The sequence below is a fragment of the Sphingomonas qilianensis genome (assembly GCF_039614825.1).
GTDB lineage: Bacteria > Pseudomonadota > Alphaproteobacteria > Sphingomonadales > Sphingomonadaceae > Sphingomonas > Sphingomonas qilianensis.
In genome coordinates this window covers 46,836-72,812 of the sequence record NZ_JBDIMF010000001.1, presented here as the reverse complement: position 1 = coordinate 72,812, position 25,977 = coordinate 46,836, and the positions used below count along the sequence as shown (strand labels likewise).

The following is a 25,977-nucleotide window of genomic DNA, read 5'->3' as shown; positions in this document are numbered from 1 at the left end:
GCCAAGCTGCGCACTTTATGATCTTAATCTCGAGGTGGCGAAACTTCGCTGGCCGCCAAACGCTTGCCCATGATGGCACGCTATTATTTCAATCTGCATGAATGCGGCACGGTGACCTCCGATCCCGAGGGTCGGGAGTTCGCATCGCTGGCGGCCGCGCGCGACGCGGCGAAGGAAGATGCGCGCGCAATCATGTGCGAGGAATTGGGTACGGGCTGTCTTTGCCTGTCCTGTCGGATCGAGATCACTGATGGCGAAGGCAGGTGTTTGGATCTGGTGCTGTTCAAGGACGCGGTGGACGTGGTGGGAGCTTAACGCTTTCCACGCTTCCGCCCATGGGGAGCGTTATTGCTTCGCCGTGGGGATCTTGTCCGGCAGGGTCGTCGCCGCCACGGTCTGCACCGGCGGGCCTTTAGCGATCACGGCCGCGAGCGAGGCCGCTTCGGGACAGGCGTCCCTGGCGCACAACGTGCGGATCTTGCCCAGATTGCCCTTGGCCTGTGCCACCGCGCCCTTACTGACCAGCGCGGCGCCTTCCCGCTCCAGCGCCAATCGATCATTGGGTTCGAGCAACAATGCCTCGCGATATAGCCGGATCGCCTTGCCCGGCAGTCCGCGCGCCTGCGCCAAATCGCCGAGCACGATAAAGGCTGGGCGGTTGCGCGGGTCGACTGCCAGTGCAGTTTCGATCAGATCGGTAGCGCCATCGAGGTTGCCCGCAGCCTGCGCCGCGCGGCCCTGCGCCAGCAGCGCCAGCGAGCGCGGATCGATCTGGTCGTCGGGTCGCTGGCCATGGAGCGAGGTCGATACGGTCAGCAGCGTCAGCGCAACAGCGGCGGCAACGGACGAATAACGCATGATGCTCTCCAGGGTAGGCACAGTGAATTTGGCTAGCATGGCCGCAGGAGGCGCGCGACAAAAAAGCCGTCGGTGGCGTCGTGCGCCGGCGTTAGCCGCATGCCGCCGCCATGCGCGCGACCGGCGGGCAGATCGAGCGGATCGACGGTCCAGCCAAGATGGTCGGCAAGGAATGCGGAGACCTGCCCCGCCCCTTCCTCATCGAGCAGCGAACACACGATATAAATGAGCGCGCCGCCGGGCTTAACCAGCGCGGCGCCGATTTGGAGCACGTGGGCCTGCGTTGCCGCCAGCCGCTCGATCCGGTCGGGCGTCAGGCGCCAACGCGCCTCGGGGTTGCGCCGCCATGTGCCGGTGCCCGAGCAGGGCGCATCGATCAGCACGCAATCCGCGCTGTCGTTCCAGTCGGCGAGCATCTCTGCCTCGGCACCGGGATTGAGCAGCCGCGTCTCGACCACGGTGGCGCCGGCTCGCGCCGCGCGCGGGGTGAGGCGCGAGAGGCGCGCGCGATCGGTGTCGGTGGCGAGCAATGCCCCGTCATTGCCCATGGCGGCGGCGAGCGTCAGCGTCTTGCCCCCCGCCCCGGCGCACAGATCGACGATGCGTTGCCCGGGCAGCGCGCGCGCCGCCAGCGCGACGATCTGGCTGCCGGCATCCTGCACCTCGATCGCGCCGTCCTTGAACGCATCGAGCTGCTCAATGCTGGTGCCCGAGGGCAGCCGCAATGCGTCGGGCAGACCGGCGACCGGCTCGGCACCGTCGATCGGCGCGGGCGTGGCGACCAATCGGTTGATACGGATATCGAGCGGCGCGCGATCGATCAGCGCGGGCAGTTCCTCGTCGCCGATGCCAGAGGCGAGCAGGTGTTTGAGGATCCATTCCGGCGCGATGCCCGGCGCGGCTGCGGCCTCGTTGCTGCCGATCGCGGCGGGTGCATGCGTCGATCCATCGAACAAGGCGGCGATCTCTGGATCCGTCGCTGCCAGCGCCAGCATCGCCGCGCGCCCACTCTTGGGACGCTCACCGAGTTGGCGGATCGCGGCATATACCAGTTCACGCACGGCGCGCCGGTCCTTGCTCCCGGCATAGCGGCGCTGCGCGAAATATTTGGCGATGATCGTATCCGCCGCCGCGCCCTGATCACGCGCGGCGATGACGATGGCGTCGAGCAGGTCGATCGCGGCCTGGATACGGGCGGAGGGGGTCATTGATCTGTCCTGACGTCGTCGTGTCGGTGAGAGCAGCGGGACTGACAATATATTTCGTCACCCGGACTTGTTCCGGGGTCCACCGCGCCGCAAAACAGTCGGCCGAAGCTCATGCGGCACAGTGGACCCCGGAACAAGTCCGGGGTGACGTTAAAGTCCCCTGCCACCGTACCTCGCGGCTTACCGCGTAGGGTAATTCGGCGCCTCGCGCGTAATCGACACGTCATGCACATGGCTCTCCATCAGACCCGCGCCGGTGATCTGCACGAACTGCGCACGGCGTTGCAGATCAGGGATCGTCGCCGAGCCGGTATAGCCCATCGCCGCCTTCACTCCCCCGACGAGTTGGTGGATCACATCGCGCGCCGGCCCCTTGAACGCCACCTGCCCCTCGATCCCCTCGGGCACCAGTTTCAGCTGATCCTTGATGTCGCCCTGGAAATAGCGATCGGCCGAGCCGCGCCCCATCGCGCCGACCGAGCCCATCCCGCGATACGATTTGTACGCGCGGCCCTGATAGATGAAGGTCTCGCCCGGCGCTTCCTCGGTGCCGGCCAGCAGCGAACCGATCATGACGCTGGAAGCACCGCCGGCCAGCGCCTTGGCGATATCGCCCGAGGTGCGGATGCCGCCATCGGCGATCACCGGCACGCCGCTCTTGGCGGCTTCGGCGGCGCATTCCATCACCGCGGTGAGCTGCGGCACGCCCACGCCCGCCACGATGCGCGTGGTGCAGATCGAGCCCGGCCCGATGCCGACCTTGATCCCGTCCGCCCCCGCATCGATCAGCGAGCGCGCAGCGGCGGCGGTGGCCACGTTGCCCGCGATCACCTGGACCGAATTGCTGAGCTTCTTCACGCGTTCCACGGCGCGCGCGACATCGCGGTTATGGCCATGCGCGGTATCGATCACGATCAGGTCGAGCTCGGCATCGACCAGCGCCTCGGTGCGCTCGAAGCCCTTGTCGCCGACCGTGGTGGCGGCGGCGACGCGCAGCCGGCCGCTCTCGTCCTTGGTGGCGTTGGGATAGGTCACGGCCTTTTCGATATCCTTGACCGTGATCAGCCCGACGCAGCGATAACTGTCATCAACCACAAGCAGCTTCTCGATCCGGCGCTGGTGCAGCAACCGGCGCGCCTCTTCCTTGCCCACGCCCGAGGACACGGTGGCGAGATTTTCGTGCGTCATCAGCTCTGACACGGGCTGGAGCGGGTTCTCGGCGAAGCGCACGTCGCGGTTGGTCAGGATGCCGACCAGTTTGCCGTCGCTCTCCACCACCGGGATACCGCTGATGCGGTTGTTGGTCATCAGCGCACGGGCCTCGGCCAGCGTCGCCCGCGGATGGATGGTGATCGGGTTGACCACCATGCCGCTCTCGAAACGCTTGACCTGGCGCACCGCCGCGACCTGCTCCTCGATCTCCATGTTGCGGTGAAGCACGCCGATGCCGCCGAGCTGCGCCATGACGATCGCCATGTCGGCCTCGGTCACCGTATCCATCGCCGAGGACAGGATCGGGATGTCGAGCGTGATGCCGCGTGTCAGCTGCGTCGCGGTATTGGCCTGGCTGGGGACGATATCGGACTCGGCCGGATATAGCAGGACATCGTCGAAAGTGAGGCCGAGGCGGATGTCCATGAGATGCCAGTTCCTGCGTAGGGAGAATCGTGGCGTGCCATGTAACCAAGTGGGCGCCGTTGCGCTAGGGCGGGCGTTGCCGCCCGCCCCGCCCGGCGCCGCATTTGACTAGGTTTGTCCAGATGATCTGCTAAATTACCAAGATAACTTCTGGAGCATCTGCCATGGGCTTGATCTTGAGTGCGATCGCGGTCGCGTTGGTGCTGGTCTATCTCATGACGAGCATCAAGATCGTCCGGCAAGGCTACCAATATACGATCGAATATTTTGGCCGCTTCACCACGACGGCGCGGCCCGGGTTCAATTTCTATCCCGCCTTCTTTTACCGCGTCGGTCGCAAGATCAACATGATGGAGCAGGTGATCGATATTCCCGGGCAGGAGATCATTACCAAGGACAATGCCATGGTCGCGGTCGATGGCGTGGTGTTCTTCCAGGTGCTCGATGCGGCCAAGGCGGCATATGAAGTGTCCGAACTGTATGTGGCTATCCTGCAGCTGACGACGACCAATCTGCGCACCGTGATGGGCTCGATGGACTTGGACGAAACGCTGTCGAAGCGCGACGAGATCAACGCGCGGCTTCTGGTGGTGGTCGATCACGCCACTGCGGCATGGGGCGTCAAGATCACGCGCGTCGAGGTCAAGGACATCCGCCCGCCCGCCGATATCGTCAACGCGATGGGCCGGCAGATGAAGGCCGAGCGGGAGAAGCGCGCCAACATCCTCGAGGCCGAAGGCAGCCGCGCGTCGGAAATCCTGCGCGCCGAGGGCCAGAAACAGTCCAAAATCCTCGAAGCCGAGGGGCGGCGCGAAGCCGCCTATCGGGATGCCGAGGCGCGGGAGCGCTTGGCCGAGGCGGAAGCCAAGGCCACCGAGCTCGTCTCGGTGGCGATCGAGCAGGGCAGCGCGCAATCGCTCAACTATTTCATCGCGCAGAAATATGTCGAGGCAGTCGGCAAGTTCGCCACCTCCCCTAACGCCAAGACGATCCTGTTCCCGGTCGAGGCGACGCAGCTGATCGGCACGTTGGGCGGGATTGGCGAGCTCGCCAAACAGGCGCTGGCCGATACGCCGGCGCCCAAGCCCCCCACCCCGCCGACGCCGCCAACTCGGCTGCGCGGTCCGTTCGAGCAAAACGGACAGTGACGGGCGGCGGGATCGGCGCAGGCACGCTCTGGCTGGCGCTGGCGCTGCTGCTCGGCCTTGCCGAACTGCTTATCCCGGGCGTGTTCTTGGTCTTTCTCGCGATCGCCGCGGCGCTGACCGGCGCGGCCACGCTGGTGCTGGCCGATCTGCCACTGGCCGGTCAGCTCGCCTCGTTCGCCTTGTGGAGCGGGGTGACGGTGCTCATCGGTCGCCGCTGGTACCGCGATTACCCGATCGAAACGGCCGACCCGTTGCTCAACGATCGCGCCGCGCGGCTAATCGGCGAGATCGTCACCGTGGAGCAGGCGATCGATGGCGGCCATGGCCGCGTGAAAGTGGCCGATGGCGTGTGGCCAGCGCGCGGGCCGGATTGCCCGGCGGGCACCCGCGTGCGCGTGCACCAGGTCGACCGCGGCGTTTTAGTGGTGGAGCCGCTGGCAATTTTTACGGCGCCCTGAATTCACGCCCCTGGTCAGCCGCCGGGAGCGCCGCGACATCCGGCGCGATGGCGCCGCGGCGCGCCGCGACCGAGCACAGGCGTGCGGGCGAGTAGAAACGCAGCGGCCAGTCCCGGCGGCCCATGGGCGACGCCAGCAGCGCGTTGACCGCGGCGACCAGCGACTCCCCTGCCGGTCGCCCCACCAGATGCAACCGCGCGCCAGCTAGGAAACACCGGGTGATCGTATCGTGATAGCCTTGGCTATCATCGTTCACGCCCCCCACGCTGGCATTATAGCCTGAAATGATGGCGGCAATTTCGGCATCGACATCGATATCGGGCCGTTCGCGCAACAGCCATATGGTTGCCGCGAGATGCGCCTCGTGGGTCCAGTCCGCACGCGGCAGCGTGCGGGTGAGCAGCCCTTCGCCAACCGCGCGGACCGCGGCATCGTCGGCGAAGGGGCGGAACGGATGATCGGTCATCGCATCGGACTTTCGCATTGGCCCGATGCGGTGATCGGGCTTCAAGCAGTTTCGGTGGTCTGCGGCGCTTGCGGTGCGGCTTGGCGCACGCCTTCATCGACATGCTCGGCGAATTGCGTGAAATTCTCGACGAACAGATCGACCAGCTTGGCCGCTGTCGCGTCATATGCCTCCTTGTCCGCCCAGGTTTGGCGTGGATCGAGGATCGCATCGTCCACGCCTGCCACGCTGATCGGCACCTTGAAGCCGAAATTCGGATCGGTGCGGAACTCGGCGTCATTCAGCGAACCATCCAGCGCCGCGTTGAGCAACGCGCGCGTTGCCTTGATCGGCATGCGATGGCCCGTGCCATATTTGCCGCCGGTCCAGCCGGTATTGACCAGCCAGCAATCGACGCCGCCCTTGGCGATGCGGCTTTTCAGCAGATTGCCGTAGATTGATGGATGCCGGGGCATGAAAGGCGCGCCGAAACAGGTCGAGAACGTCGCATCGGGTTCAGTCACCCCGATCTCCGTCCCGGCAACGCGTGCCGTGTAGCCCGACAGGAAATGGTACATCGCCTGATCGGGGGTCAGCTTGGCGATCGGCGGCAGCACGCCGTAGGCGTCCGCCGTCAGCATCACGATGTTGCGGGGCACCGGCCCCATATTATGCTCGGAGGCATTGGGGATGAAGTCGATCGGATAGGCGCCGCGGCTATTCTCCGCGAGGCTATTGTCCTCGAGATCCAGCGCCCGCGTGACAGGATCCATTACGACATTTTCCAGCACCGTGCCGAAGCGCTTGGTCGTGGCGAAAATTTCCGGCTCGGCATCGGCGGACAAGCGGATCATCTTGGCATAGCAACCGCCCTCGAAATTGAACACGGCGGTGTCCGACCAGCCATGTTCGTCGTCACCGATCAACGTCCGGCTGGCATCGGCGCTGAGCGTGGTTTTGCCCGTGCCGCTGAGGCCGAAGAACACCGCGGTGTCGCCGTCTGGGCCGATATTGGCCGAACAATGCATCGGCATCACGCCGTCGATCGGGAGCATATAATTGAGCAAACCGAACACGCTCTTCTTCATTTCGCCAGCATATTTGGTGCCGCCGATCAGAATCAGCTTTTCGGTAAAATTCACCGCGATCACCGTATCGCTGCGGCAGCCATGTTTGGCCGGGTCGGCGCGGAAGCTCGGCAGGTCGATGATGGTGTAATCGGCCGCGAAGCCGCGCAGTTCGGATTCCTCCGGACGCACCAGCATCGTGCGGATAAACAAATTGTGCCAGGCAAGCTCGGTGACGACGCGCACGCGCACCCGATTTTCCGGCTGCGACCCACCGAACAGATCCTGGATGTAAAGGTCTTCCTTGCTGCGCAGCGCGGTCATGAAATCCGCTTTCAGCGCGGCGAAATGCTCAGGGCTCATGCCCTTGTTGCTCTTGCCCCACCAGACCGTTGTTTCCGTCTCGGCATCACGGACGATAAACTTATCCTGCGCCGAGCGACCCGTGTGCGCACCGGTTTCGACGACCAGCGGCCCATCGGCGGACAGTTTTCCCTCGCCACGCGCGACGGCGGTTTCCACCAAGCGGGCAGTGACCAGGTTCCAGTGAAGATTGGCGCGGGTTTCGATGCCTTGCGCTTCTAGGCCGGCGTCGGGAATACGGTCGCTCAATTGCGCTCTCCTGTAAGGCGTTAGGGCGAATATCGCGTTAACACTTAACAGCAGCGCTTATCGCGGTCGGTTGACCTTTGTCTAGTTGCGAGAATTCGAGTATTTATCTGACAATTGTTGAAAGTGCGGGGTTCAGATCATGGATGATCGCGCGCAGTTGAGCAGTTGCAGCATTTGCCCTAATCGGGCTGGCGAACAGCAAGGCGACCCCATGACGGCCACGATCGCGCTCGTCGATGACGACCGGAATATCCTCACCTCGGTCTCGATCGCGTTGCAGGCCGAAGGCTTTGTGACGCGTCTCTATTCGGATGGGGAGACTGCGCTCAAGGCGCTGGTGGACAATCCGCCCGATCTGGCCATTTTCGATATTAAGATGCCGCGCATGGACGGGCTCGAATTACTCCGACGGCTGCGCGAGCGGCAGGCCACGCCGGTGATTTTCCTGACGAGCAAGGATGACGAGCTGGATGAGGCACTGGGCCTGGCGATGGGCGCGGATGATTATATCGCCAAGCCGTTTTCGCAGCGACTGCTGATCGCCCGCATCCGCGCGATTCTGAGGCGTACTGAATTGGTACAGGCAGGGCCTGCGGGGGCGGCGGAAGTTGCCGCAGGCGAATTGGTCCGTGGACGGTTGGCAATGGATACCGCGCGACACCGCGTGACCTGGAACGGCAAACCGGTCACGCTCACCGTAACCGAGTTCCTGATTCTCGAAACGCTCGCGCAGCGGCCCGGCATCGTCAAAACGCGTAATCAGCTGATGGATGCCGCATATCAGGACGACATCTATGTCGATGACCGCACCATCGACAGCCATATCAAGCGCGTGCGTCGCAAGTTCCGCCAATGCGATCCGGAATTTGACGCGATCGAGACGTTATACGGCGCCGGCTATCGATTTTCCGAGGAATGACCACGTTCGGGCGGGATGAAGATGATGTGCCGGATCTGCGCTGGTCCGGCCGCGTCTCGCTCACGCCGCGAATTTTGGCGGTCAATATTTTCGCCCTCGCCCTGCTGGCGGGTGGCTTCTTCTATCTCGATTCCTATCGTAGCCGGATCGTCGACAGCCGCGTCGCGCAATCGGTCAGCGAAGTGCGGTTGATGGCCGAGGCGCTGCGCTCCGTGGCGCCGGGGCGGCGCGATGCCTTGATGATCCGACTGGGCAACGATACCGGCGCCCGGCTGCGCTTGTATGACGATACGGGTACATTGCTCGCCGACACGCGCGCGCTCGGCTTGCGCAATGTCGTGCTGCGCGATCCCGACAAACAGGATTGGGGGCAAGGCGCGGCGCGGTTTCTCGATGCGGTCATCGACACCGTGGTGGGCGCGCCGCGCGCGCCGCTCTATCGCGAACGCAGCGATGGCCTGAGCTGGCCGGATGTCCGCGCGGCGCATGGCGCCAGCGCGCTGCCTGCTACCGTGTGGCGTGCTCCCGATCGCACGCCGGTGATTACCGCCGCTGCGGTCGTGCCGGGTCAGGGTACCGTGCTGAGCACCAGCAATGCGCGCGAGATCACGCAAACGGTGCGGGTCGAACGCTTCCGTCTCAGCGTGGTTCTGCTGATCGTTTCGCTGGTCTCGATCCTGCTGTCGCTGTTTCTCGCGCGCACCATCGTGCGACCGCTGCGGCGGCTGGCGCGCGCGGCCGTGCGCGTACGCCTGGGGCGGGCGCGCGAAGTGGTCGTCCCCCGCCTCCCCTCGCGCCGCGACGAGGTGGGCATGCTGGCGCGCGCCTTGTCCGACATGAGCCTGGCGCTGCGCGCGCGCATCGACGCCACCGAAGCGTTTGCGGCGGACGTGACGCATGAGATGAAAAACCCGCTCGCCTCGATGCGCTCGGCGCTCGATGGGCTGTCGCTGGTGCGCGATCCCGCCTTGCAGGAGCGTCTGCTGGCGATCCTGCGCGACGATGTGCACCGCATGGACCGCTTGATTACCGATATTTCCGAAGCATCGCGGCTGGATGCGCAGCTCAGCCGTGCCAAGTTCGAACCCGTCGATATTGGCGCGATGATCGCCGGGCTGCTGCTGCAGCGTGAGCAGCGCGGCGTGGAGCGCCATGTCAGCCTCGTCCTCGCGCCGCTGCCCGCCGACCCGCTGGTCGTGATGGGCGAAGGCGCCAGGCTGGAGCGGGTCTTCGAAAATCTCATCGAAAACGCGATTTCCTTTTCGCCCGATGGGGGTCGGGTGACGATCGCCGCGCAACGCCGCGCTGAGCGGGTCACCATCGGGGTGGAGGATGAGGGCCCCGGCGTGCCCGAGGATGCGCGCGAACAGGTGTTCAACCGCTTCCAGTCGCTGCGCCCGGAAAGCGAAGCGTTCGGCAAGCATTCCGGGCTCGGACTGGCTATTGCACGGACCATCGTGGAGGGGCATCAAGGCACCATTACGGCCGAGCCACGCGATGATCGGTTGCCCGGGGCGCGATTTGTCGTGCGGTTACCGCTGGTGGATGAACAATGAGCGACGCATATTTCTCGGAGACGCTGCACGCGTCGACCGTCGCAATCGGCGGTCGCGCGGTGTTGATCGAGGGCCGCTCGGGGGCGGGCAAGTCCGATCTGGCGCTGCGCCTGATCGATCGTGGCGCGCGACTGATCAGCGATGATTACACGGTCGTGGCGCGGGATGGCGATCGCCTGCTGGCCAGCGCGCCAGCCACGATCCGCGGGCAGATGGAAGTGCGCGGGCTCGGCATCATCGCGGTCGATACTCTTGCCGTGGCGCCGATCGCGTTGCTGGTCCGGCTGGACGACGTGGTCGAACGCCTGCCGGAGCACGCCGAGCGGGTCGTCGGCGGCCTTCGCATCCCCCTGGTCACGCTGAACGGGCTGGAAGCTTCCGCCCCGATCAAGGTCGAACTCGCACTGGCACGGACGGAATCTTGATGTCGCATCCCAAGCAGATCCTGCTGGTCACGGGCCTGTCCGGCGCCGGCAAGTCTACCGTGCTGCGAACGCTGGAGGATTTGGGCTGGGAAGTGGTGGATAACCTCCCGCTGCTGCTGCTCGACCGTCTGCTCAGCGCGCCGCTCCCCGAGGGGACAGAGAATAACGAGCGCCCGCTGGCAATCGGGATCGGTGCGCGGACGCGCGACTTCGACCCCGAGCGCGTCGCCAAACGCATCAAGACGCTGCGCGAGGAGCATGGCCACGACATCGGCACGCTGTTCCTTGATTGCGCGGGGAGCGAGCTCGAACGGCGCTATTCCGAGACTCGGCGCCGGCATCCGCTGGCGCTTGATCGGCTGGCCAGCGACGGCATCGCGCGCGAACGCGAATTGCTGGCGCCGCTCCGGCGTTGGGCCAACCGCCTGATCGACACCACCACACTGACTGCGAACGAGTTAGCGCAGCAGGTGCGCGAGAGCTTTTCGGGCGGCGGTCTAGGCGAGCCGACGCTGTCGATCCTGTCGTTCGGCTTTTCGCGCGGGCTGCCGCGCAATGCCGATCTGGTGTTCGACATGCGCTTTCTGCGCAACCCGCATTGGGTCGCGGCGCTGCGACCAGGCACTGGCCTCGATGCCGATGTCGCGGCTTATGTCGCCGAAGATCCAGCCTATGAGGCAGCGGTATCGCACATCGAATCGCTGCTGGAGCTGTTGCTTCCGCGCTACAGGGCGGAGGGGAAATCCTATGTGACGGTGGCGTTTGGCTGTACCGGAGGGAGACACCGCTCGGTGCATGTCGCCGAGCGCGTGGCGAAGCGGTTGCGCGACGCAGCATTTTCCCCCACGGTTCGGCACCGTGATTTGGCGGCGGCGCCCCAGGACAGCCTGGAGAGCCCTCCGGAAGACGCCCCTGGTAGTGGAACGCAGTTGTAATGATCGGCCTGGTTCTGGTGACACATGGACGGTTAGCGGACGAATTCGTCACCGCGATGGAGCACGTCGTGGGCACGCAGGAGCGCGTCGCGACAATCCCGATTGGCCCGGACGATGATATGGAGGCGCGCCGCGCCGACATCGCCACGGCGATTGCCGCCGTGGACGATGGCAGCGGCGTGATCGTGCTGACCGATTTATTCGGCGGCACGCCTTCCAATCTGGCCATTTCGCTGATGGAAAAGGGTCGCGTGGAAGTGATTGCCGGAATTAATCTGCCGATGCTGATCCGCCTGGGCTCGGCCCGCTCGAAGATGAAGGTCGTCGATGCCGTCGCCGCAGCGCGCGAGGCGGGACGCAAATATATTACCGTGGCGTCCGAAGTGCTGGGCGAGGCGGCCGCCTGATGCCCGTGCAGCGGACGGTGCTCATCACCAACAAACGCGGGCTGCATGCCCGGGCCAGTGCCAAATTCGTGACGCTTGCTTCGACGCAGGGCATCGAGGTGACGGTCGAAAAAGACGGTGCCGGGTCGGTGACGGGCACGTCGATCATGGGGCTGATGATGCTCGGCGCGGCAATGGGCGATTCGATCGTTATTTCTGCTGATGGCGATGGCGACGAGGCCGCCGTCGGCGCCTTGTGCGATCTGGTGGAGGCAAAGTTCGGCGAGGATTGACCTTCTTGCTCCCCTCCCGTTTACGGGAGGGCATGGGGGTGGGCTCGCGCCCACCGCGAACGTGCCAATTGAGGAAACCGGGAGCCCACCCCCGGCCCCTCCCGTAAATGGGAGGGGGGAAACGAGATGCCCCGCGAGATTACCGCCTTCTCCAACCCGCTGATCAAGCGCATGCGCAGCCTGCGCGAGAAGCGCCATCGCCGCGCCGAAGGACTGTTCCTCGCCGAAGGGCTGCGCATCCTGACCGAGGCGCGGGAAAATGGGCGGATCCCCGAATTTCTGTTCTACTCGCGCGAGGGCGCCGCGCATCCGCTGGTCCGCACGTTGATCTTCGATGTCGAGGACAGCGGTGGGCAGGCGATCGAGACGGTGCCTGATATCCTCACCAAATTGTCGGGCAAGGATAACCCGCAGGCGGTGGTCGGCGTGTTCGCGGCGTTCGACTCGGCCCTGGCCGTGCTCGATCGGAGCAGCGCGGATATCTGGCTGGTGGCCGAACGGTTGCGTGATCCAGGCAATCTGGGGACCATCCTGCGCACTGGCGACGCGGTCGGCGCGGGCGGGCTGATCCTGATCGGCGAATGCGTCGATCCGTTTTCGATCGAAGCGGTGCGCGCCAGCATGGGGGCATTGTTCACCGTGCCCGTCGTGCAGACGGAATGGGATGACTTCTTGCCCTGGCTGCGCAGCGGCCCCGGGCAACTGGTCGGGCTCAGCCTCGATACCGAGAACGACTATCGTGCCGCCAACTATGACAGCCCGACCTTCCTGCTCACCGGCAACGAGGCGCAGGGCATGCCGGCGGAGATGGCAGCAGCATGCGACCTGCTCGTCAAGCTGCCGATGCTGGGCAAGGCCGACAGCCTGAATGCGGCGGTGGCGACAGCGGTGATGGCTTATGAGGTGCTGGCGCAGCGGCGCGGCTGAGCAGGGATTGGTGGTATCGTTCGCATCTGATGTGGTATGATCACCGGCACCGTGAGTGAGGAAAAAACCGATGGATGTTGCGATCGGAGAACGCTGGGAAGGCTTCGTGCGGGAAGCCGTCAAAGACGGGAAGTTCGAGTCGGCCAGCGACGTGGTGAACGAAGGGCTTCGGTTGGTCCAAGCGCGCGAAGCGACATTGCAGGCGTTGCGCGAGACGATCCAAGCGTCGATAGCCCGCGGCGGCGCCAAGACCGGTGAGCAAGTTCTTGCCGCTGTCGAGGCCGAGTTGGACGAGTGGGAGCGCGAGAATATCGCGAAATGAGCCACCGCCTTCGGTATCTTCCGGCAGCGGAGGACGATATCCGCGGCATTGCGCGGTATATTGCCACCCACGCCGCCAGTCGCGAAATCGGCACCAATTTCGCCGTCAGGCTGCATGATAAGTGCGCTCGAATAGCCGAGTTGCCCGGCAACATCGGGACGCCGCGACCGGAAATTTTGCCGGGCCTGCGGAGCACGCCATTCCAATCCTATGTCATTTTTTTCCGCTATCGCGATGGGGACGTCGAAATCGTCAATGTGCTCCATGCCAGCCGGGATGCCGAAGCGCAGTTTCACGGCTAGCGCGCCGTCACTCGGCGCGTTCCTTTGATTCCTCGAGTAGTGCGGGCGTCGTGCCGTGGCGCGCGAGCGTCTCGATTGCCGGCACGTCTTCCAGCTCCCGCGCGCCGGTGTCTACGTTGAGCGCCTTGAACTTGCGGCCGGTCGAGACGAGCCGGGTGTTGAATGAGTTGGTGAACGTGTTGAAGTTGCTCACCGCGCTGTTCAGCCCCGAGCCGACCTTGCGCAGATCATCCGCCACCTTGGCGAGGCGATCATGCATTTCCTTGCCGAGCTCACCGATCTGGCGCGCTTCCTTGGCGAGCTTTTCCTGCCGCCAGACCGCAGCAACGGTGCGCGCGATGGCGATCAGGTTGGTCGGCGTGGCGAGCAGCACACGCTTGTCGAAGGCGAAATCCCACAAGGTGGGGTCATGCTCAAGCGCGGCGGAGAGGAAATGCTCGCCGGGCACGAACATGATGACGTAATCCGGCGCATCGGCGAACTGGCTCCAATAGGCCTTGTTGCCGAGACCGTTGACGTGCGCGCGCATCGCCGCGGCATGCGCGCCCAAGGCAACGATCTTCTCGGCATCGTCGGCCGCGCCGAACGCGTCCTGATAGGCGTTGAGCGAGACCTTGGCATCGATCACCAGCGATTGCCCGCCGGGGATGTTGATGATCACGTCGGGGCGCAGCCGCCCGCCATCCTCACCGGCGACGCTGACTTCGGTCTGGAAATCGGCATGTTCGGACAGGCCGCAGCTTTCCAGCACGTTCTTTAGCTGCTGCTCGCCCCAGCGGCCGCGCGATTTGGGGGCGTTGCGTAGCGAATTGACCAGTTTGGCGGCTTCAGTGGAGACCTTCTCCTGGCCGATGCGCATCTGCTCGATCTGGCCCTTAAGCTCGCTGAACGCGCCTTTGCGCTCGCTCTCGACCTTCGTCACGGCTTCCTCATAGCGGAGGAGGCGATCGCTGACCGGCTGGAGCATCGATTTGAGGTTCTGGCCCGCAGTTTCCTCGGATTGCTTGAAGCGTTCGTCGGCGCGGCGCAGGAACACCTCCTGCGCATCGTTGAGCAATTTGTTCGACACTTCGGCGAATTGCGTGGCGAGCAGATCCTTGGCGTGGAGCAATTCGGCGATGCGCGTCTCGTGCGTTTCGCGCACCATCTGCAACCGGGCGTCGTCCGCCTGGCGCATTTCGGCGAGGCGGCTTTCAAAGGCCGCCGTGTGCGTCTTGAGCGCGGTATTCTCCAGGCGCGCGACATCGCGTTCGTTGCGAATCACATCGAGCTGATCGCGCAGATAGGCGGTGGCCTTGCCGCGCTCCTCGGCGGCGGCGAGCTCGGTGATGGCGCGCTTGAATTCCTCGGTCCGCGCATCGCGCTCGGCGCGCGCCTGCGCCGCGGCGCGGCTGCCAAGCCACCAGCCGAGCGCGACCCCGAGAATCACGGCAAGCAACACAGCGAGAAAAATTTCCATCAAAGCAGTCCGGCGAATGTTGAGAATGTTGAGAGGCTCACGCGTATTTGGCGCTGGCAGGCGGCGAATGTTGACAATGTTGAGACGCTGGCGCCGTTTTCAGGACCAGCGCGGCGCATCCGCGGCGAGATGCATATCGGGCAGAGAAGTGCAAAGCGGCCGGCATGGCAAGGAACATAGATTGAACACTGGATGTAGGACAGAGCGAATATTCGCATCCGCCGGGCTTGCGGCGCAATTTCCGCTCGCTACGACATCCCCCATGCTGACAGACATCGCGATTTCGCGCGCCGCCACGCTCCAGCCCATCGGCGAGATCGCTGCCAAGCTGAATATCCCAACCGAAGCGGTTGAGCCTTACGGACATTTCAAAGCGAAGATCGATCTGGCGCGGGTCCCCGCAACGGGCCGGCACGGCAAGCTGATCCTGGTCACCGCGATCAATCCGACGCCCGCGGGCGAAGGCAAATCGACCACCTCGGTGGGGCTGGCGGACGCGCTCAACCTGATCGGGCGCAAGGCAGTGCTGTGTCTACGCGAGCCCTCGCTGGGGCCGTGTTTCGGCACCAAGGGCGGCGCGGCTGGCGGCGGCTATGCGCAGGTCGCGCCGATGGAGGATATCAACCTTCATTTCACCGGCGATTTCCACGCCATTACCAGCGCGCACAATCTGCTCGCGGCGATGATCGATAATCATGTCCATTGGGGCAATGCGCTCGACATCGACGTGCGGCGCATCGTGTGGCGCCGTGTGCTCGATATGAACGATCGCGCGCTGCGGGACATCGCGCAGTCGCTGGGTGGCCCCGCCAATGGATTCCCACGCGAGAGCGGGTTCGACATTACGGTGGCGTCCGAGGTGATGGCGATCCTGTGCCTTGCCGACGGGCTGGAGGATCTCGAGGCGCGGCTGGGGCGCATCGTCGTGGCTTATACGCGTGACCGGCGCCCTGTCACGGCGCGCGACCTGAAGGCCGATGGCGCGATGGCGGTGCTGCTGGCGCAGGCGATCAAGCCCAATCTGGTGCAGACGCTGGAGGGCAATCCGGCGTTCGTGCATGGCGGGCCGTTCGCCAATATCGCGCATGGCTGCAATTCGGTGATCGCCACGCGCACCGCGCTCGCGCTGGGCGATTATGTCGTGACCGAGGCCGGGTTCGGCGCCGATCTGGGCGCGGAGAAATTCTTCGACATCAAGTGCCGGCAATCGGGGCTGAAGCCGGCGGCAGCGGTGATCGTGGCGACGGTGCGCGCGCTGAAGATGAATGGCGGCGTGGCCAAAAGCGATCTCGGCCCGGCGGACGCAGCGGCGGTGCGGCGCGGCGGCGTCAATCTCGCGCGGCATATCGAAAATGTGCGGATGTTCGGCGTGCCCGTGGTGGTGGCGATCAACCGCTTCGATGGCGACAGTGCCGAGGAAATGGCGGTGATCCGCGAGATCGCCGCGGCGCACGGATCCCAAGCGGTGTTGTGCACGCATTGGGCCGATGGCGGCGCGGGGGCGGTGGCGCTGGCAGAGGCGGTCGCCCAGCTATGCGACCACGGCAGCCCGCAATTCGCAACGCTGTATGATGATGGCCTGCCACTGTTCGAGAAGATCAACACGGTGGCGACGCGGGTCTATCGCGCCGAGGAGGCGATCGCCGATCCCTCGGTGCATGCGCAATTGCGGCGCTGGGAAGAGGCAGGCTTTGGCCATTTGCCCGTCTGCATGGCCAAGACGCAGTATAGTTTCTCGACCGATCCGGCAAAGCTGGGCGCGCCGACGCATCATGTCGTGCCGGTGCGCGAGGTGCGGCTGAGCGCGGGCGCGGGATTCGTGGTGGCAATCTGCGGCGAGGTGATGACGATGCCGGGGCTGCCGCGCGTGCCGGCGGCGGAGGGGATCCGCCTTGGGGCCGGGGGCGAGATCGAGGGATTGTTCTAGGGTTTTCGCTCAAAGTGGTATTTTGAGCAAGTAGTTGGAGGCCCGCTCACCCCGCCTCATCGTCACCCCAGCGAAGGCTGGGGTCTTGCGCGGATACGGCGAGCCTTAGCCGCTTGAGATCCCAGCTTTCGCTGGGGTGACATATCCGCCAGCGGCCCCTGCCCTTAGCCCTTGCGCATCTTCGTCAGCTTTTTCATCAGCATGTCGCGCTTGAGCTTCGAGATGTGATCGATGAACAACACGCCGTTCAGATGATCGATCTCGTGCTGGATCGCGGTGGCCATGAGGCCGTCGAAATCCTGCTCCTGCGCGGCGCCCTGATCATCGAGCCAGGCCAGCCGGCAGGTGGCGGGGCGCTGGACCTCGGCATATTGCTCGGGGATCGAGAGGCAGCCTTCGTTATAGCTCGACAGTTCCGCGCTGACCGATACCAGTTTGGGATTGATGAACACATGCGGCGCGCGGACCGGCTTGGCGTCTTCGGCGTCCGATTCCGGCTCCTGCAGATCGATCACGACGATGCGCTGCTCGATCGCCACCTGCGTGGCGGCCAGACCGATGCCGCGCGCATCGTACATCGTGTCGAACATATCGGCGACGATCGCGCGCGTCGCGTCGTCCACTGCCGCGACGGGCCTGGCCACGGCGCGCAGGCCGGGATGGGGAACTTCAAGGATGTCTAGGATTGCCATCACGGCGAGCTAGGAAAGTGACGGTCCCGCGTCAAGTTTACTCCCTTGGCGTGTTCGCGTCTTTGCGCGAAAAAAGAAGGATCGTTCGCGCAAAGGCGCAAAGACGCAAAGACGCAAAGACGCTAAGAAGAACAGGCTGCCGCGCCTCCTTTCTCTTCGTGTTCTTCGTGGCTTCGTGCGCATTGGATTTTCGCACGAAGCCACGAAGAACACGAAGACGCAGTGGGCAGACTGGTTGCGCTCCGCGCGGTCAAGGGACGGGGCGGCGGGCGCGGAGCGCCTGGGCGAGCGTGCCTTCGTCGAGATAATCGAGTTCACCGCCGACCGGCAGGCCGTGCGCAAGCTGGGTGATGCGGACGGGGAAACGCTCGATGCGATCGGCGATGTAATGCGCGGTGGTCTGGCCTTCGAGCGTCGCGTTCATCGCCAGCACGACCTCGTCGATACCACCCGCCTCGATGCGGCGGACAAGCGAATCGATCGTCAGATCCTCCGGGCGGATGCCCTCCAGCGCAGACAGGCGCCCGCCGAGCACGTGAAAGCGCCCAGGAAACAAGCGCGAGCGATCGAGCGCCCAGAGATCGGCGACTTCTTCCACCACACACAAAGCGCGGGCGTCGCGGCGCGGATCGGCGCAGATGCCGCATGGGTTTGTCGTATCGATATTCCCGCAATTACTGCAGGTTGCGAGCGTTTCATCAACTGCGTTCAGCGCATCGAGCAGCGGCCCCAGCGCGGTTTCACGCTTCTTGAGCAGATGCAGCACCGCGCGTCTGGCGGATCGCGGCCCCAGTCCGGGGAGCTTTGCCAGGGCTTGCGTGAGCGCGTCGATCTGCGGGGAGGCCATGACGGAACAGATAGGGGGTTGCGCGAGCGATTGCCAAGCGGCCAGAGCATGCGCCATGCGGATTGTGTTTATGGGGACGCCCGAATTTGCGGTGCCGGTGCTGCAGGCATTGGTGGATGCCGGGCATGATATTGTAGCGGCCTACAGCCAGCCGGCGCGGCGCAGCGGGCGGGGAAAGGCGGTGACGCCCTCCCCGGTGCAGGCGCGCGCCGAGGCGCTGGGCATTGCCGTGCGCACGCCGGTGTCGCTCAAGGATGTGGCGGCGCAGGCCGACTTTGCCGCGTTCGGGGCGGATGTGGCGGTGGTCGCGGCCTATGGGCTGATCCTGCCGCGCGCCGTGCTGGAAGCGCCGCGCCTCGGCTGTCTCAACGTCCACGGCTCGCTGTTGCCGCGGTGGCGCGGGGCGGCGCCGATCCAGCGTGCGATCCTCGCCGGCGATGCCGAGACCGGCGTCGGCATCATGCAGATGGAGACGGGGCTGGATACCGGGCGGGTGCGGCTCGAGGAACGGACCGCGATCGGCGCCAAGACGGCGGGCGAACTGACCGACGAGATGAGCGCGCTCGGCGCGCGGCTGATGGTGCAGGTGCTGGCGGATATCAATGCCTATCCGGCCGTCGCGCAGCCTGAAGCGGGCGTGACCTATGCGCCCAAGATCGACAAGGCGGAGACGCGGCTCGATTTTGCACAGTCTGCCGAGGCGGTCGAGCGGCAGGTGCGCGGGTTCAATCCGCCGGGGGCGTGGTTCGAGGTGGCGGGCGAGCGGGTGCGCGTGCTGGCGGCGGAGGTGCTGCCCGACCCGCCTGCCGCGGGAGACCCCGGCTTGCGCCGGGACGACGGTCTGGTGGTCAGTGATGACCTGATCATCCAATGCGGCGCGGGCTACATCCGCCCGACCCTGTTGCAGCGCGCCGGGCGCGGCGTGATGAGCGCGGGCGAGCTGCTGCGCGGTTTCCCGATCCCGGCGGGCACCAAGCTTTGACGCGGTTTGCGCTGACCATCGAATATGACGGGCGGCCGTTTGCCGGGTGGCAGCGGCAGACGCATAGCCCGAGCGTTCAGGCGGCGATCGAGGCGGCTATTTTTGCCGTAACGGGCGAGACGGTGGCGGTGCATGCGGCGGGGCGCACCGACGCCGGCGTGCATGCCAGCGCGATGCGCGCGCATGTCGATGTGGCCAAACCGCTGACGGGATTTCGGCTGGCCGCAGCAATCAACGCCAAGCTCGCGCCCGCGCCGGTGGCGATCCTGGCGTGCGACGAAGTGGCCGAGGACTGGCATGCGCGGTTTTCGTGCCTCGGGCGGCATTATGAATATCGCATCGTCATGCGGCGTGCGCCGCTGACGTGGGAGCGCGGGCTGGCATGGCGCGTACCCGTGGCGCTGGACAGCGCGGCGATGGCGGCAGCGGCGGCGCGGCTGATCGGGCGGCATGACTTTACCACCTTTCGCTCGGCACATTGCCAGGCCGATAGTGCGCTTCGGACACTGGATCGGCTGGACGTGGTAGCGTCGGGCGACCGTATCAGCGTGTTCGCTTCGGCGCGCTCGTTCCTGCATCATCAGGTCCGCTCGATGGTCGGATGTCTCGGGCTGGTCGGTCAGGGCAAATGGTCGCCGGATGATATGGCGGATGCCTTGGCAGCAAAGGACCGCACGCGGCTCGGGCTCAATGCGCCCCCGGACGGGCTGTTCTTTATCGGGGCGGATTATTCATCATGACGTCATGCCAGCGGAAGCTGGCATCTCGGGGCAACCGTCGCGTCTTTGCCGCTGAAGACCCCAGCTTTCGCTGGGGTGACGATTAGGCGGGGCGCCGCGTGAACTTCGCCGCCAGCTCGACATGCGTCGACCAGCGGAACTGGCCGACGGGCTGGATCCAGTCGAGCGTGTAGCCGCCCTGGCACAAAAACTCTGCATCGCGCGCGAAGCTGCTGGGATTGCAGGAAACATAGGCGATGGAAGGTGCCTTTGACGGGGCCAGCAGCAACGCCTGTTCGCGCGCACCGGCCCGCGGCGGATCGAGCACGATGGCGTCGAAGCGGTCGAGCTCGGCGGTGGTCAGCGGGCGGCGATAGAGATCGCGATGGTCGGCAAACACCGGGCGGCGCGCCAGCGCGGCGGCGCCCTTGAGCGACAGGATCGCGTCGCGCGCAGCTTCGCCGGCATAGACTTTGCCGGGCAATGCGAAGGTGAAGGTGCCAAGCCCGGCGAACAGATCGGCGACGGTGGCGGCGCCAGCGGTGGCTAAGCGCACCGCCTCGATCAGCGCGCCCTCCCCGTCCTTGGTCGCCTGCAGGAAGGCGGCGACGGGCAGCGGCACGGGCACGCCGCTGAGCGTGACGGTGACCGGCTCGGGCTCCCACCGGATCTCCGGACCGACGCCGCTATCGATGGCGAAGCGCGCGACATTGTGGGCGAGCGCGAAAGCGCTGATCGCCTCGGCAGCGTCGAGACCCTCGGCTTCGATCCCTTCGATCAGCAGATCGAGCCCCTGATCCGCCTGGGTAAGATGCAGCCGGGCACGACGATTCTTGCGCAGGAATTTGGCCAGCAGGACGCGCAATGGCGCGATCACGGCGAATAATTCGGGGGTGAGCACCCAGCATTCCTGGATGTCGACCAGCGCGTGACTGGCATTCTCGCTAAAGCCGATCTGCACCCTGCCCTGCTTGAGCTCTGCCTGCAGCGCAGCGCGGCGGCGCGTTTTGGGTGGCGAGAGCTTTGGGGGGCGGATGTCGGTGCTCAGATTGTGCGCGGCGAGCGCGCCCTGGATGCGGTCAATGATGAACTGCGCGAAGCTCTCGTCATCGAGATGCTGGAGCTGGCAGCCCCCACAGGTGGGGAAATGGCGGCATGGCGGCACCTGATGATGCGGGCCGGGGATGATGGTGCCATCAGCGGCAAGCGTGTCGCCGGGCGCGGTCAGGGCGGCGCTGCGGCCATCGGCGGTCAGCCCGTCGCCGCGCGCGGCAACGCGAATGATCGTATCGGTCAGGTGGTCGGTCATTCGGTGGCTCTAGCGGCACTCAGCGCTTGGGCAAGGTCATCGGCGATAAAGGCGGCGCCGGCGCGGTGTGCCGCTTCGCCATGAAGCCATACCCCGGCCGAGGCGGCCTCGAGCGGCGCGAGGCCACTGGCGAGCATCGCGGCGATCGCGCCGGCGAGAACATCGCCAGTGCCAGCGGTGGAAAGCCAGGGGCTGGCGCCGGGCGCCACGCGCACCGCGCCGTCGGGGCCGGCAATGACGGTATCAGCGCCCTTGAAGACGATGACCGCGTTCGCCTGAACGGCGGCAGCGCGGGCACGCTTGATCTTGCTGGCATCCGATGCACCAAACAAGGCATCGAACTCGCCAGCATGCGGGGTGAGGATCAGGGGGGTATCGCGGGTGGCGAGTGTCGTCAGGCGATTTCCCTTGAGCAGGTGCAGCGCGTCCCCATCGATGACCAGCGGGTGATCCGTGACGAGCGTGGCATCGAGTTTCGCGACCGCATCGGCGTCGCGGCCGAGGCCCGGGCCGATGAGCAGCGCGCCGATGCGCGGATCGGCGATCGCTTGCGGGGCGAAAGGCTTGTGCACCAACGCGTCGGGGCCGCTGTGATCGTCGGCGAGCAGCAGGACATACCCCGCCCCGGCGCGCATCGCGGCGATGCCGGCGAGGCGCGCGGCGCCGGGCATGCTGCCGGCAACGATCGCGACCATGCCGCGGGTATATTTGTGCGCGTCCGGGCCGGGGGGCGGCAAATTTGGGCGGGTGAGCACCTGTGCGGCAGAGGTCGTCGCGACGCCGATATCGAGGATGCGGATCGTGCCACAGTGGCGCGCGGCGGGCTGGAGCAGGTGGCTGGGCTTGGCAGCGGCCAGCGCGAGCGTGATGTCGAACACGGGGATGTCGCTCAGCACGCGGCCGTCATCGGTGGTGACGCCGCTGGGGAGATCGATGGCGATGGTAAGCGTTGCCGCCTGCGCCAGCGCGCGCAGCTTGGCGGTGATGGGGGTTGCCGCTGCGCCATTGCGCGCCATCACCCCAGCGGAAGCCGGGGTCTCTTGCGGCGGCTGTTCCGCGCTTGCCGCTTGAGATCCCAGCTTTCGCTGGGATGACGGAAGGGGCACATCTGGGGCGTCCAGCGGGCGCGCGAGGCCGGTGCCGAACAGCGCGTCTACCAGGATCGAGGCGGGTTGGGCGTCGGCGACGGGTTCGACGCCCCCCGGCCACGCCGCCCGCGCCGCTTTGGCGGCGTCGGTCTTGGGCTCGGCGAGCGCGGCGACCCGCACCTTCAGGCCCGCTTCGCGCAACAGCCGCGCGGCGACATAGCCATCACCGCCATTGTTGCCGGGGCCGCACACCACCAGGATCGCATTGGCGCCCGCGAGACGCCGGACCGCAACGGCGATCTGCTGGCCGGCGCGCTCCATCAGGCTGTCGACCGTGGCGCCCGCGGCCATGGCCGATGCCTCGGCGCCGCGAATTTCGGCGGCGGTGAGGATCGGGCCGGCGAGCGGGCTCATGGAGTGTGCCCGCTGGTGATCGTGAGCGCGACCTGCTTGCCGCACGCGGTGAGCAGGCCGGCAACCGACAGGACAGCTAGCCGCGCGCCGGCATCAGATATCCGCATAGACATGGGTTTCGGCCGCGGCTCCCGGGTGCGTGACCGCGCCCTTATAGGCCGGGCCGACGTTGCGGGCATAGCGCCACAGCGCGCCGGATTGATAATCGTTGGCGCGTGGCACCCAGGCGGCGCGGCGCGTGGCCAGCACGTCCGCCTCGACGAGCAGGTCGATCGTGCCTTGTTCGGCATCGATGCGGATCAGATCACCATTTTCGACCAGGGCGATCGGCCCGCCATCCGCGGCCTCGGGCCCGACATGACCGATGCAGAAACCGCGCGTACCGCCGGAAAAGCGGCCATCGGTGACCAAGGCGACCTTTTCGCCGAGACCCAGGCCATACAGCGCGGCGGTGGTGGAGAGCATCTCGCGCATGCCGGGGCCACCCTTAGGCCCCTCGTAGCGGATCACGATCACTTCGCCGTCGGCGATCTCACGCGCTTCGACCGCGGCAAAGGTATCTTCCTCGCAATCGAACACGCGCGCCGGGCCTTCGAACACCAGCCGGTGCATGCCGGCAACCTTCACGATCGCGCCATCGGGGGCGAGCGAGCCGCGCAAGCCGACGACGCCGCCGGTCGGCGTGATCGGCGTGTTGATATCGTAGATGACCTTCTGATCGGGGTTCCAGGTGACCTGATCGATATTCTCGCCCAGCGTCTTGCCCGTCACCGTCCTGCAATTGCCGTCGAGAAAGCCGCCGCTGAGCATCGTCTTCATCAGCATATAGACGCCGCCGGCCTCATACATGTCCTTGGCGACATAGTTCCCGCCCGGTTTGAGATCGGCGATATAAGGTGTTGATTTAAAGGCTTCCGCCACATCGAACAGATCGAAATCGATGCCCGCTTCATGCGCCATGGCGGGCAAGTGCAGCGCGGCGTTGGTCGAGCCCCCCGTGGCCGCCACGACGCGCGCCGCGTTGATAAAGGCTTCGCGCGTGCAGATGTCGCGCGGGCGGAGATTCTGATGGATCAGCTCCATCACCTGCGCCCCGGCGGCAACCGCGATTTGTTCACGCGTGCTATATGGTGCGGGCACCATGTTGCTGTTCGGCAACGATAATCCGATCGCCTCGCCGACACAGGCCATGGTGTTGGCGGTGAACTGACCACCACATGCGCCGTGGCCGGGGCAGGCAACTTTTTCGAGCTCGTGCAGCTCGGCGATCGGGCAATTGCCCGCTGCGAACTGCCCCACCGCTTCGAACACATCCACGACGGTGACGTCCTTGTCGTGATAGCGGCCCGGCAGGATCGAGCCGCCATAGACGAAAATGCTCGGCACGTTGAGGCGCAGCATCGCCATCATCATGCCGGGGAGCGATTTATCGCAGCCGGCGAAGCCCACCAGCGCGTCGTAGCAATGACCGCGCACGCTGAGCTCGACCGAATCGGCGATCACCTCGCGGCTGACCAGCGAGCTTTTCATGCCCTGATGCCCCATGGCGATGCCATCGGTGACGGTGATGGTGTTGAAGCGCCGCGGCATGCCGCCGGCGGCATTGACCCCGGCCTGCGCGGCATCGGCCTGTGCGTCGAGCGTGGTGTTGCACGGCGCGCTGTTATTGCCGGCAGAGGCCAATGCGACGAACGGGCGGGCAATCTCCTCCTCCGAGAGGCCCATAGCGTAATAATAGCTGCGGTGCGGGGCGCGTTCGGGGCCAACGGAGACGTGACGGCTGGGGAGGCGCGATTTATCGAAAACATGAGTCATGCGCACGCCTATGTCGCGAGAGGCGGGTTTGACGCAAGTCTGTTGCGCGAAAAAGGCGACGTGCTGGTGCACGCCGCCTTTCCCACATTGATGATGCCCGGGAGGATCATCGGCGGACGCGCGCGGAGCGTCGGACCCGTTCGGCTTTAGACCAGCAAGGTGTGTGCCAATGGCGGATTTGCGTGGCCTGGCGCTGCGGACGGGCGCGGGTGTCCCGAAATGACGAATATGTGTTACGCGAGTGTCGATTCGAGACACCACCATTCGGGATGGCGGTGTCGTACGGCGGCTGCGGCGCTGCTGCAATCGGCAGCGCTCGCGTACAGCGCGAAACAGGTGGCGCCGGAGCCGGACATGCGCGCAAGCAGCGGTTTGGTGTTGTCCAGGCGATCCAGCACCGCAGCGATGTCCGGGACCAGCGCACGAGCAGGTGGTTCGAGATCGTTGCGCCCGGCGCGGGCGCGATCGAGGATGGCCCCCGCGCCGATCGGACCGCGATCGACGCTATCCCACGCCTTGAACACGGCGGCGGTCGAGACGGCGACGCCGGGATTGACCAGCAGCACCGGTATATCGGTGAGCCCGTCGAGCGGCATAAGCTGCTCGCCCCTGCCCGTGCCCATCGCGCTTCGCCCATACAGGCAGGCAGGCACATCCGAGCCGAGTGCGTTGGCGCAAGCGAACAACATGGGATGATCGAGCGGGATGTGGTTGAGCCTGGCCAGCGCGCGCAGCGTCGCCGCGGCATCGGCCGATCCGCCACCGATGCCCGACGCGATGGGCAGGTTCTTGGTCAGCGTGATTGCATATTCCGTTGCGATAACAAAGCTTTGCGCGAAGATCGTGACGGCGCGTGTGACGAGATTGTCGGCGTCGACATCGAGACCGGCAGCAAAGGGACCGTCTATGTGGAGCCGCCCGGGACCGGGCGCCACGCGGATGTCATCGCCATCGCGGAGAAAGGCGAACAGCGTTTCGAGCTCGTGATAGCCATCCGCGCGGCGGCGGCGGACGTGTAGCGCAAGGTTGATCTTGGCAGGCGCGCGTTCAACGATCATCGCTTCAACCTTAGACGCTTGCCGGCCTGCGTCAGCCGGCGACGCAGGGAGAGGCCCATAGCAACGGGGCGCGCCGCGGCAAAGCCGTGTCGTCGGTCGGCGCTTGAGCGCCGCCGGCCGGACGCGCCTTGAGGCGCGCCGCAGCTTCGCTGCGTCTGGCCTGGCGCG

The 25,977-nt window shown here is 65.6% G+C and carries 27 protein-coding genes; 15 read left to right on the top strand and 12 right to left on the bottom strand.

Features of this window, described 5'->3' with window-relative positions; genetic code table 11:
- Nucleotides 1-69 precede the first annotated feature (69 nt).
- Complete coding sequence (locus tag ABC969_RS00355; protein WP_345862255.1) at nt 70-315, top strand: DUF6894 family protein; 246 nt, start codon at nt 70-72, stop codon at nt 313-315.
- 30 nt (nt 316-345) lie between these two features.
- Here ABC969_RS00355 and ABC969_RS00350 read toward each other — a convergent pair whose 3' ends face one another.
- The 3 genes from ABC969_RS00350 to guaB all read right to left on the bottom strand — a co-directional run bounded on the left by ABC969_RS00350 (nt 346) and on the right by guaB (nt 3,704).
- Nucleotides 346-858 carry a hypothetical protein gene (locus ABC969_RS00350; RefSeq protein ID WP_345862254.1) on the bottom strand — a complete coding sequence of 171 codons (513 nt, stop codon included), beginning with the start codon at nt 856-858 and terminating at the stop codon, nt 346-348.
- A gap of 32 nt (nt 859-890) precedes the next feature.
- Nucleotides 891-2,066: an RsmB/NOP family class I SAM-dependent RNA methyltransferase gene (locus ABC969_RS00345; RefSeq protein WP_345862253.1), complete on the bottom strand. Its 1,176-nt coding sequence runs from the start codon at nt 2,064-2,066 to the stop codon at nt 891-893.
- A gap of 180 nt (nt 2,067-2,246) precedes the next feature.
- Nucleotides 2,247-3,704 carry an IMP dehydrogenase gene (gene guaB, locus ABC969_RS00340; RefSeq protein WP_345862252.1) on the bottom strand — a complete coding sequence of 486 codons (1,458 nt, stop codon included), beginning with the start codon at nt 3,702-3,704 and terminating at the stop codon, nt 2,247-2,249.
- Nucleotides 3,705-3,868: 164 nt separating this feature from the next.
- Between guaB and ABC969_RS00335 the strand changes: the two genes are divergently transcribed.
- Nucleotides 3,869-4,852 (top strand): SPFH domain-containing protein, encoded by a 984-nt coding sequence (locus tag ABC969_RS00335; protein ID WP_345862251.1) that lies wholly within the window; start codon nt 3,869-3,871, stop codon nt 4,850-4,852.
- Entirely contained in the window at nt 4,849-5,310 is a 462-nt protein-coding gene (locus ABC969_RS00330) for an NfeD family protein (protein ID WP_345862250.1), read from the top strand. Before ABC969_RS00335 ends, ABC969_RS00330 begins: the two co-directional genes overlap by 4 nt.
- Here ABC969_RS00330 and ABC969_RS00325 read toward each other — a convergent pair.
- A complete protein-coding gene (locus ABC969_RS00325; protein WP_345862249.1) occupies nt 5,297-5,794 on the bottom strand; it encodes a hypothetical protein in 498 nt (165 codons plus the stop codon). The genes ABC969_RS00330 and ABC969_RS00325 overlap by 14 nt on opposite strands.
- A gap of 23 nt (nt 5,795-5,817) precedes the next feature.
- The gene (locus ABC969_RS00320; RefSeq protein WP_345862248.1) at nt 5,818-7,434 is read right to left on the bottom strand and encodes a phosphoenolpyruvate carboxykinase; all 1,617 of its coding nucleotides are present in this window, start codon (nt 7,432-7,434) and stop codon (nt 5,818-5,820) included.
- A gap of 211 nt (nt 7,435-7,645) precedes the next feature.
- On the opposite strand from ABC969_RS00320, the gene ABC969_RS00315 reads away from it, so the two are divergent.
- The 9 genes from ABC969_RS00315 to ABC969_RS00275 all read left to right on the top strand — a co-directional run bounded on the left by ABC969_RS00315 (nt 7,646) and on the right by ABC969_RS00275 (nt 13,499).
- On the top strand, nt 7,646-8,353 hold the full coding sequence (locus ABC969_RS00315) for a response regulator (protein ID WP_345862247.1): 708 nt from the start codon (nt 7,646-7,648) through the stop codon (nt 8,351-8,353).
- Nucleotides 8,350-9,909 (top strand): sensor histidine kinase, encoded by a 1,560-nt coding sequence (locus ABC969_RS00310; RefSeq protein WP_345862246.1) that lies wholly within the window; start codon nt 8,350-8,352, stop codon nt 9,907-9,909. The genes ABC969_RS00315 and ABC969_RS00310 overlap by 4 nt, the downstream gene beginning before the upstream one ends.
- Complete coding sequence (locus ABC969_RS00305; protein WP_345862245.1) at nt 9,906-10,334, top strand: HPr kinase/phosphorylase; 429 nt, start codon at nt 9,906-9,908, stop codon at nt 10,332-10,334. Before ABC969_RS00310 ends, ABC969_RS00305 begins: the two co-directional genes overlap by 4 nt.
- Nucleotides 10,334-11,269 (top strand): RNase adapter RapZ, encoded by a 936-nt coding sequence (gene rapZ / locus ABC969_RS00300; protein ID WP_345862244.1) that lies wholly within the window; start codon nt 10,334-10,336, stop codon nt 11,267-11,269. The genes ABC969_RS00305 and rapZ overlap by 1 nt, the downstream gene beginning before the upstream one ends.
- Entirely contained in the window at nt 11,269-11,676 is a 408-nt protein-coding gene (locus ABC969_RS00295) for a PTS sugar transporter subunit IIA (RefSeq protein ID WP_345862243.1), read from the top strand. The genes rapZ and ABC969_RS00295 overlap by 1 nt, the downstream gene beginning before the upstream one ends.
- A complete protein-coding gene (locus tag ABC969_RS00290; protein ID WP_345862242.1) occupies nt 11,676-11,948 on the top strand; it encodes an HPr family phosphocarrier protein in 273 nt (90 codons plus the stop codon). The genes ABC969_RS00295 and ABC969_RS00290 overlap by 1 nt, the downstream gene beginning before the upstream one ends.
- Nucleotides 11,949-12,074: 126 nt before the next feature.
- Entirely contained in the window at nt 12,075-12,875 is an 801-nt protein-coding gene (locus tag ABC969_RS00285; RefSeq protein ID WP_345862241.1) for a TrmH family RNA methyltransferase, read from the top strand.
- A 70-nt stretch (nt 12,876-12,945) separates the two neighbouring features.
- Nucleotides 12,946-13,197: a type II toxin-antitoxin system ParD family antitoxin gene (locus tag ABC969_RS00280; RefSeq protein ID WP_345862240.1), complete on the top strand. Its 252-nt coding sequence runs from the start codon at nt 12,946-12,948 to the stop codon at nt 13,195-13,197.
- Nucleotides 13,194-13,499, top strand: a complete 306-nt coding sequence (locus ABC969_RS00275; protein WP_345862239.1) for a type II toxin-antitoxin system RelE/ParE family toxin — start codon at nt 13,194-13,196, stop codon at nt 13,497-13,499. The genes ABC969_RS00280 and ABC969_RS00275 overlap by 4 nt, the downstream gene beginning before the upstream one ends.
- 7 nt (nt 13,500-13,506) lie before the next feature.
- Here ABC969_RS00275 and ABC969_RS00270 read toward each other — a convergent pair whose 3' ends face one another.
- Nucleotides 13,507-14,958: a DNA recombination protein RmuC gene (locus ABC969_RS00270; RefSeq protein ID WP_345862238.1), complete on the bottom strand. Its 1,452-nt coding sequence runs from the start codon at nt 14,956-14,958 to the stop codon at nt 13,507-13,509.
- 262 nt (nt 14,959-15,220) lie between these two features.
- Here ABC969_RS00270 and ABC969_RS00265 point away from each other — a divergent pair, with 262 nt between their 5' ends.
- Nucleotides 15,221-16,885 carry a formate--tetrahydrofolate ligase gene (locus tag ABC969_RS00265; protein WP_345862237.1) on the top strand — a complete coding sequence of 555 codons (1,665 nt, stop codon included), beginning with the start codon at nt 15,221-15,223 and terminating at the stop codon, nt 16,883-16,885.
- Between the two features lie 164 nt (nt 16,886-17,049).
- Here ABC969_RS00265 and def read toward each other — a convergent pair whose 3' ends face one another.
- Nucleotides 17,050-17,577: a peptide deformylase gene (gene def, locus ABC969_RS00260; RefSeq protein ID WP_345862236.1), complete on the bottom strand. Its 528-nt coding sequence runs from the start codon at nt 17,575-17,577 to the stop codon at nt 17,050-17,052.
- A gap of 250 nt (nt 17,578-17,827) precedes the next feature.
- Entirely contained in the window at nt 17,828-18,424 is a 597-nt protein-coding gene (recR, locus tag ABC969_RS00255; protein ID WP_345863767.1) for a recombination mediator RecR, read from the bottom strand.
- 55 nt (nt 18,425-18,479) lie between these two features.
- On the opposite strand from recR, the gene fmt reads away from it, so the two are divergent.
- A complete protein-coding gene (gene fmt / locus ABC969_RS00250) occupies nt 18,480-19,406 on the top strand; it encodes a methionyl-tRNA formyltransferase (protein WP_345862235.1) in 927 nt (308 codons plus the stop codon).
- The gene (truA, locus tag ABC969_RS00245; RefSeq protein WP_345862234.1) at nt 19,403-20,146 is read left to right on the top strand and encodes a tRNA pseudouridine(38-40) synthase TruA; all 744 of its coding nucleotides are present in this window, start codon (nt 19,403-19,405) and stop codon (nt 20,144-20,146) included. The genes fmt and truA overlap by 4 nt, the downstream gene beginning before the upstream one ends.
- Nucleotides 20,147-20,228: 82 nt before the next feature.
- On the opposite strand, the gene ABC969_RS00240 is transcribed toward truA, so the two are convergent.
- The 4 genes from ABC969_RS00240 to ABC969_RS00225 all read right to left on the bottom strand — a co-directional run bounded on the left by ABC969_RS00240 (nt 20,229) and on the right by ABC969_RS00225 (nt 25,809).
- Nucleotides 20,229-21,434 (bottom strand): class I SAM-dependent RNA methyltransferase, encoded by a 1,206-nt coding sequence (locus ABC969_RS00240; RefSeq protein WP_345862233.1) that lies wholly within the window; start codon nt 21,432-21,434, stop codon nt 20,229-20,231.
- Entirely contained in the window at nt 21,431-22,936 is a 1,506-nt protein-coding gene (locus tag ABC969_RS00235; RefSeq protein ID WP_345862232.1) for an NAD(P)H-hydrate dehydratase, read from the bottom strand. Before ABC969_RS00235 ends, ABC969_RS00240 begins: the two co-directional genes overlap by 4 nt.
- A gap of 93 nt (nt 22,937-23,029) precedes the next feature.
- A complete protein-coding gene (gene ilvD / locus ABC969_RS00230; protein ID WP_345862231.1) occupies nt 23,030-24,751 on the bottom strand; it encodes a dihydroxy-acid dehydratase in 1,722 nt (573 codons plus the stop codon).
- A 233-nt stretch (nt 24,752-24,984) separates the two neighbouring features.
- A complete protein-coding gene (locus tag ABC969_RS00225; RefSeq protein ID WP_345862230.1) occupies nt 24,985-25,809 on the bottom strand; it encodes a 4-(cytidine 5'-diphospho)-2-C-methyl-D-erythritol kinase in 825 nt (274 codons plus the stop codon).
- Nucleotides 25,810-25,977 lie beyond the last annotated feature (168 nt).

What these genes read in the sequence shown, in the direction of transcription:
- ABC969_RS00240 (WP_345862233.1), bottom strand. Translation starts at nt 21,434, where the DNA reads ATGACCGACCACCTGACCGATACGATCATTCGCGTTGCCGCGCGCGGC.
- ABC969_RS00280 (WP_345862240.1), top strand. Translation starts at nt 12,946, where the DNA reads ATGGATGTTGCGATCGGAGAACGCTGGGAAGGCTTCGTGCGGGAAGCC.
- ABC969_RS00305 (WP_345862245.1), top strand. Translation starts at nt 9,906, where the DNA reads ATGAGCGACGCATATTTCTCGGAGACGCTGCACGCGTCGACCGTCGCA.
- ABC969_RS00310 (WP_345862246.1), top strand. Translation starts at nt 8,350, where the DNA reads ATGACCACGTTCGGGCGGGATGAAGATGATGTGCCGGATCTGCGCTGG.
- ABC969_RS00265 (WP_345862237.1), top strand. Translation starts at nt 15,221, where the DNA reads ATGCTGACAGACATCGCGATTTCGCGCGCCGCCACGCTCCAGCCCATC.
- ABC969_RS00315 (WP_345862247.1), top strand. Translation starts at nt 7,646, where the DNA reads ATGACGGCCACGATCGCGCTCGTCGATGACGACCGGAATATCCTCACC.
- recR (WP_345863767.1), bottom strand. Translation starts at nt 18,424, where the DNA reads ATGGCCTCCCCGCAGATCGACGCGCTCACGCAAGCCCTGGCAAAGCTC.
- ABC969_RS00290 (WP_345862242.1), top strand. Translation starts at nt 11,676, where the DNA reads ATGCCCGTGCAGCGGACGGTGCTCATCACCAACAAACGCGGGCTGCAT.
- ABC969_RS00295 (WP_345862243.1), top strand. Translation starts at nt 11,269, where the DNA reads ATGATCGGCCTGGTTCTGGTGACACATGGACGGTTAGCGGACGAATTC.
- def (WP_345862236.1), bottom strand. Translation starts at nt 17,577, where the DNA reads ATGGCAATCCTAGACATCCTTGAAGTTCCCCATCCCGGCCTGCGCGCC.
- ABC969_RS00335 (WP_345862251.1), top strand. Translation starts at nt 3,869, where the DNA reads ATGGGCTTGATCTTGAGTGCGATCGCGGTCGCGTTGGTGCTGGTCTAT.
- ABC969_RS00350 (WP_345862254.1), bottom strand. Translation starts at nt 858, where the DNA reads ATGCGTTATTCGTCCGTTGCCGCCGCTGTTGCGCTGACGCTGCTGACC.
- ABC969_RS00225 (WP_345862230.1), bottom strand. Translation starts at nt 25,809, where the DNA reads ATGATCGTTGAACGCGCGCCTGCCAAGATCAACCTTGCGCTACACGTC.
- guaB (WP_345862252.1), bottom strand. Translation starts at nt 3,704, where the DNA reads ATGGACATCCGCCTCGGCCTCACTTTCGACGATGTCCTGCTATATCCG.
- ABC969_RS00285 (WP_345862241.1), top strand. Translation starts at nt 12,075, where the DNA reads ATGCCCCGCGAGATTACCGCCTTCTCCAACCCGCTGATCAAGCGCATG.
- ABC969_RS00325 (WP_345862249.1), bottom strand. Translation starts at nt 5,794, where the DNA reads ATGCGAAAGTCCGATGCGATGACCGATCATCCGTTCCGCCCCTTCGCC.
- fmt (WP_345862235.1), top strand. Translation starts at nt 18,480, where the DNA reads ATGCGGATTGTGTTTATGGGGACGCCCGAATTTGCGGTGCCGGTGCTG.
- ilvD (WP_345862231.1), bottom strand. Translation starts at nt 24,751, where the DNA reads ATGACTCATGTTTTCGATAAATCGCGCCTCCCCAGCCGTCACGTCTCC.
- ABC969_RS00235 (WP_345862232.1), bottom strand. Translation starts at nt 22,936, where the DNA reads ATGAGCCCGCTCGCCGGCCCGATCCTCACCGCCGCCGAAATTCGCGGC.
- ABC969_RS00345 (WP_345862253.1), bottom strand. Translation starts at nt 2,066, where the DNA reads ATGACCCCCTCCGCCCGTATCCAGGCCGCGATCGACCTGCTCGACGCC.
- rapZ (WP_345862244.1), top strand. Translation starts at nt 10,334, where the DNA reads ATGTCGCATCCCAAGCAGATCCTGCTGGTCACGGGCCTGTCCGGCGCC.
- ABC969_RS00355 (WP_345862255.1), top strand. Translation starts at nt 70, where the DNA reads ATGATGGCACGCTATTATTTCAATCTGCATGAATGCGGCACGGTGACC.
- ABC969_RS00270 (WP_345862238.1), bottom strand. Translation starts at nt 14,958, where the DNA reads ATGGAAATTTTTCTCGCTGTGTTGCTTGCCGTGATTCTCGGGGTCGCG.
- ABC969_RS00275 (WP_345862239.1), top strand. Translation starts at nt 13,194, where the DNA reads ATGAGCCACCGCCTTCGGTATCTTCCGGCAGCGGAGGACGATATCCGC.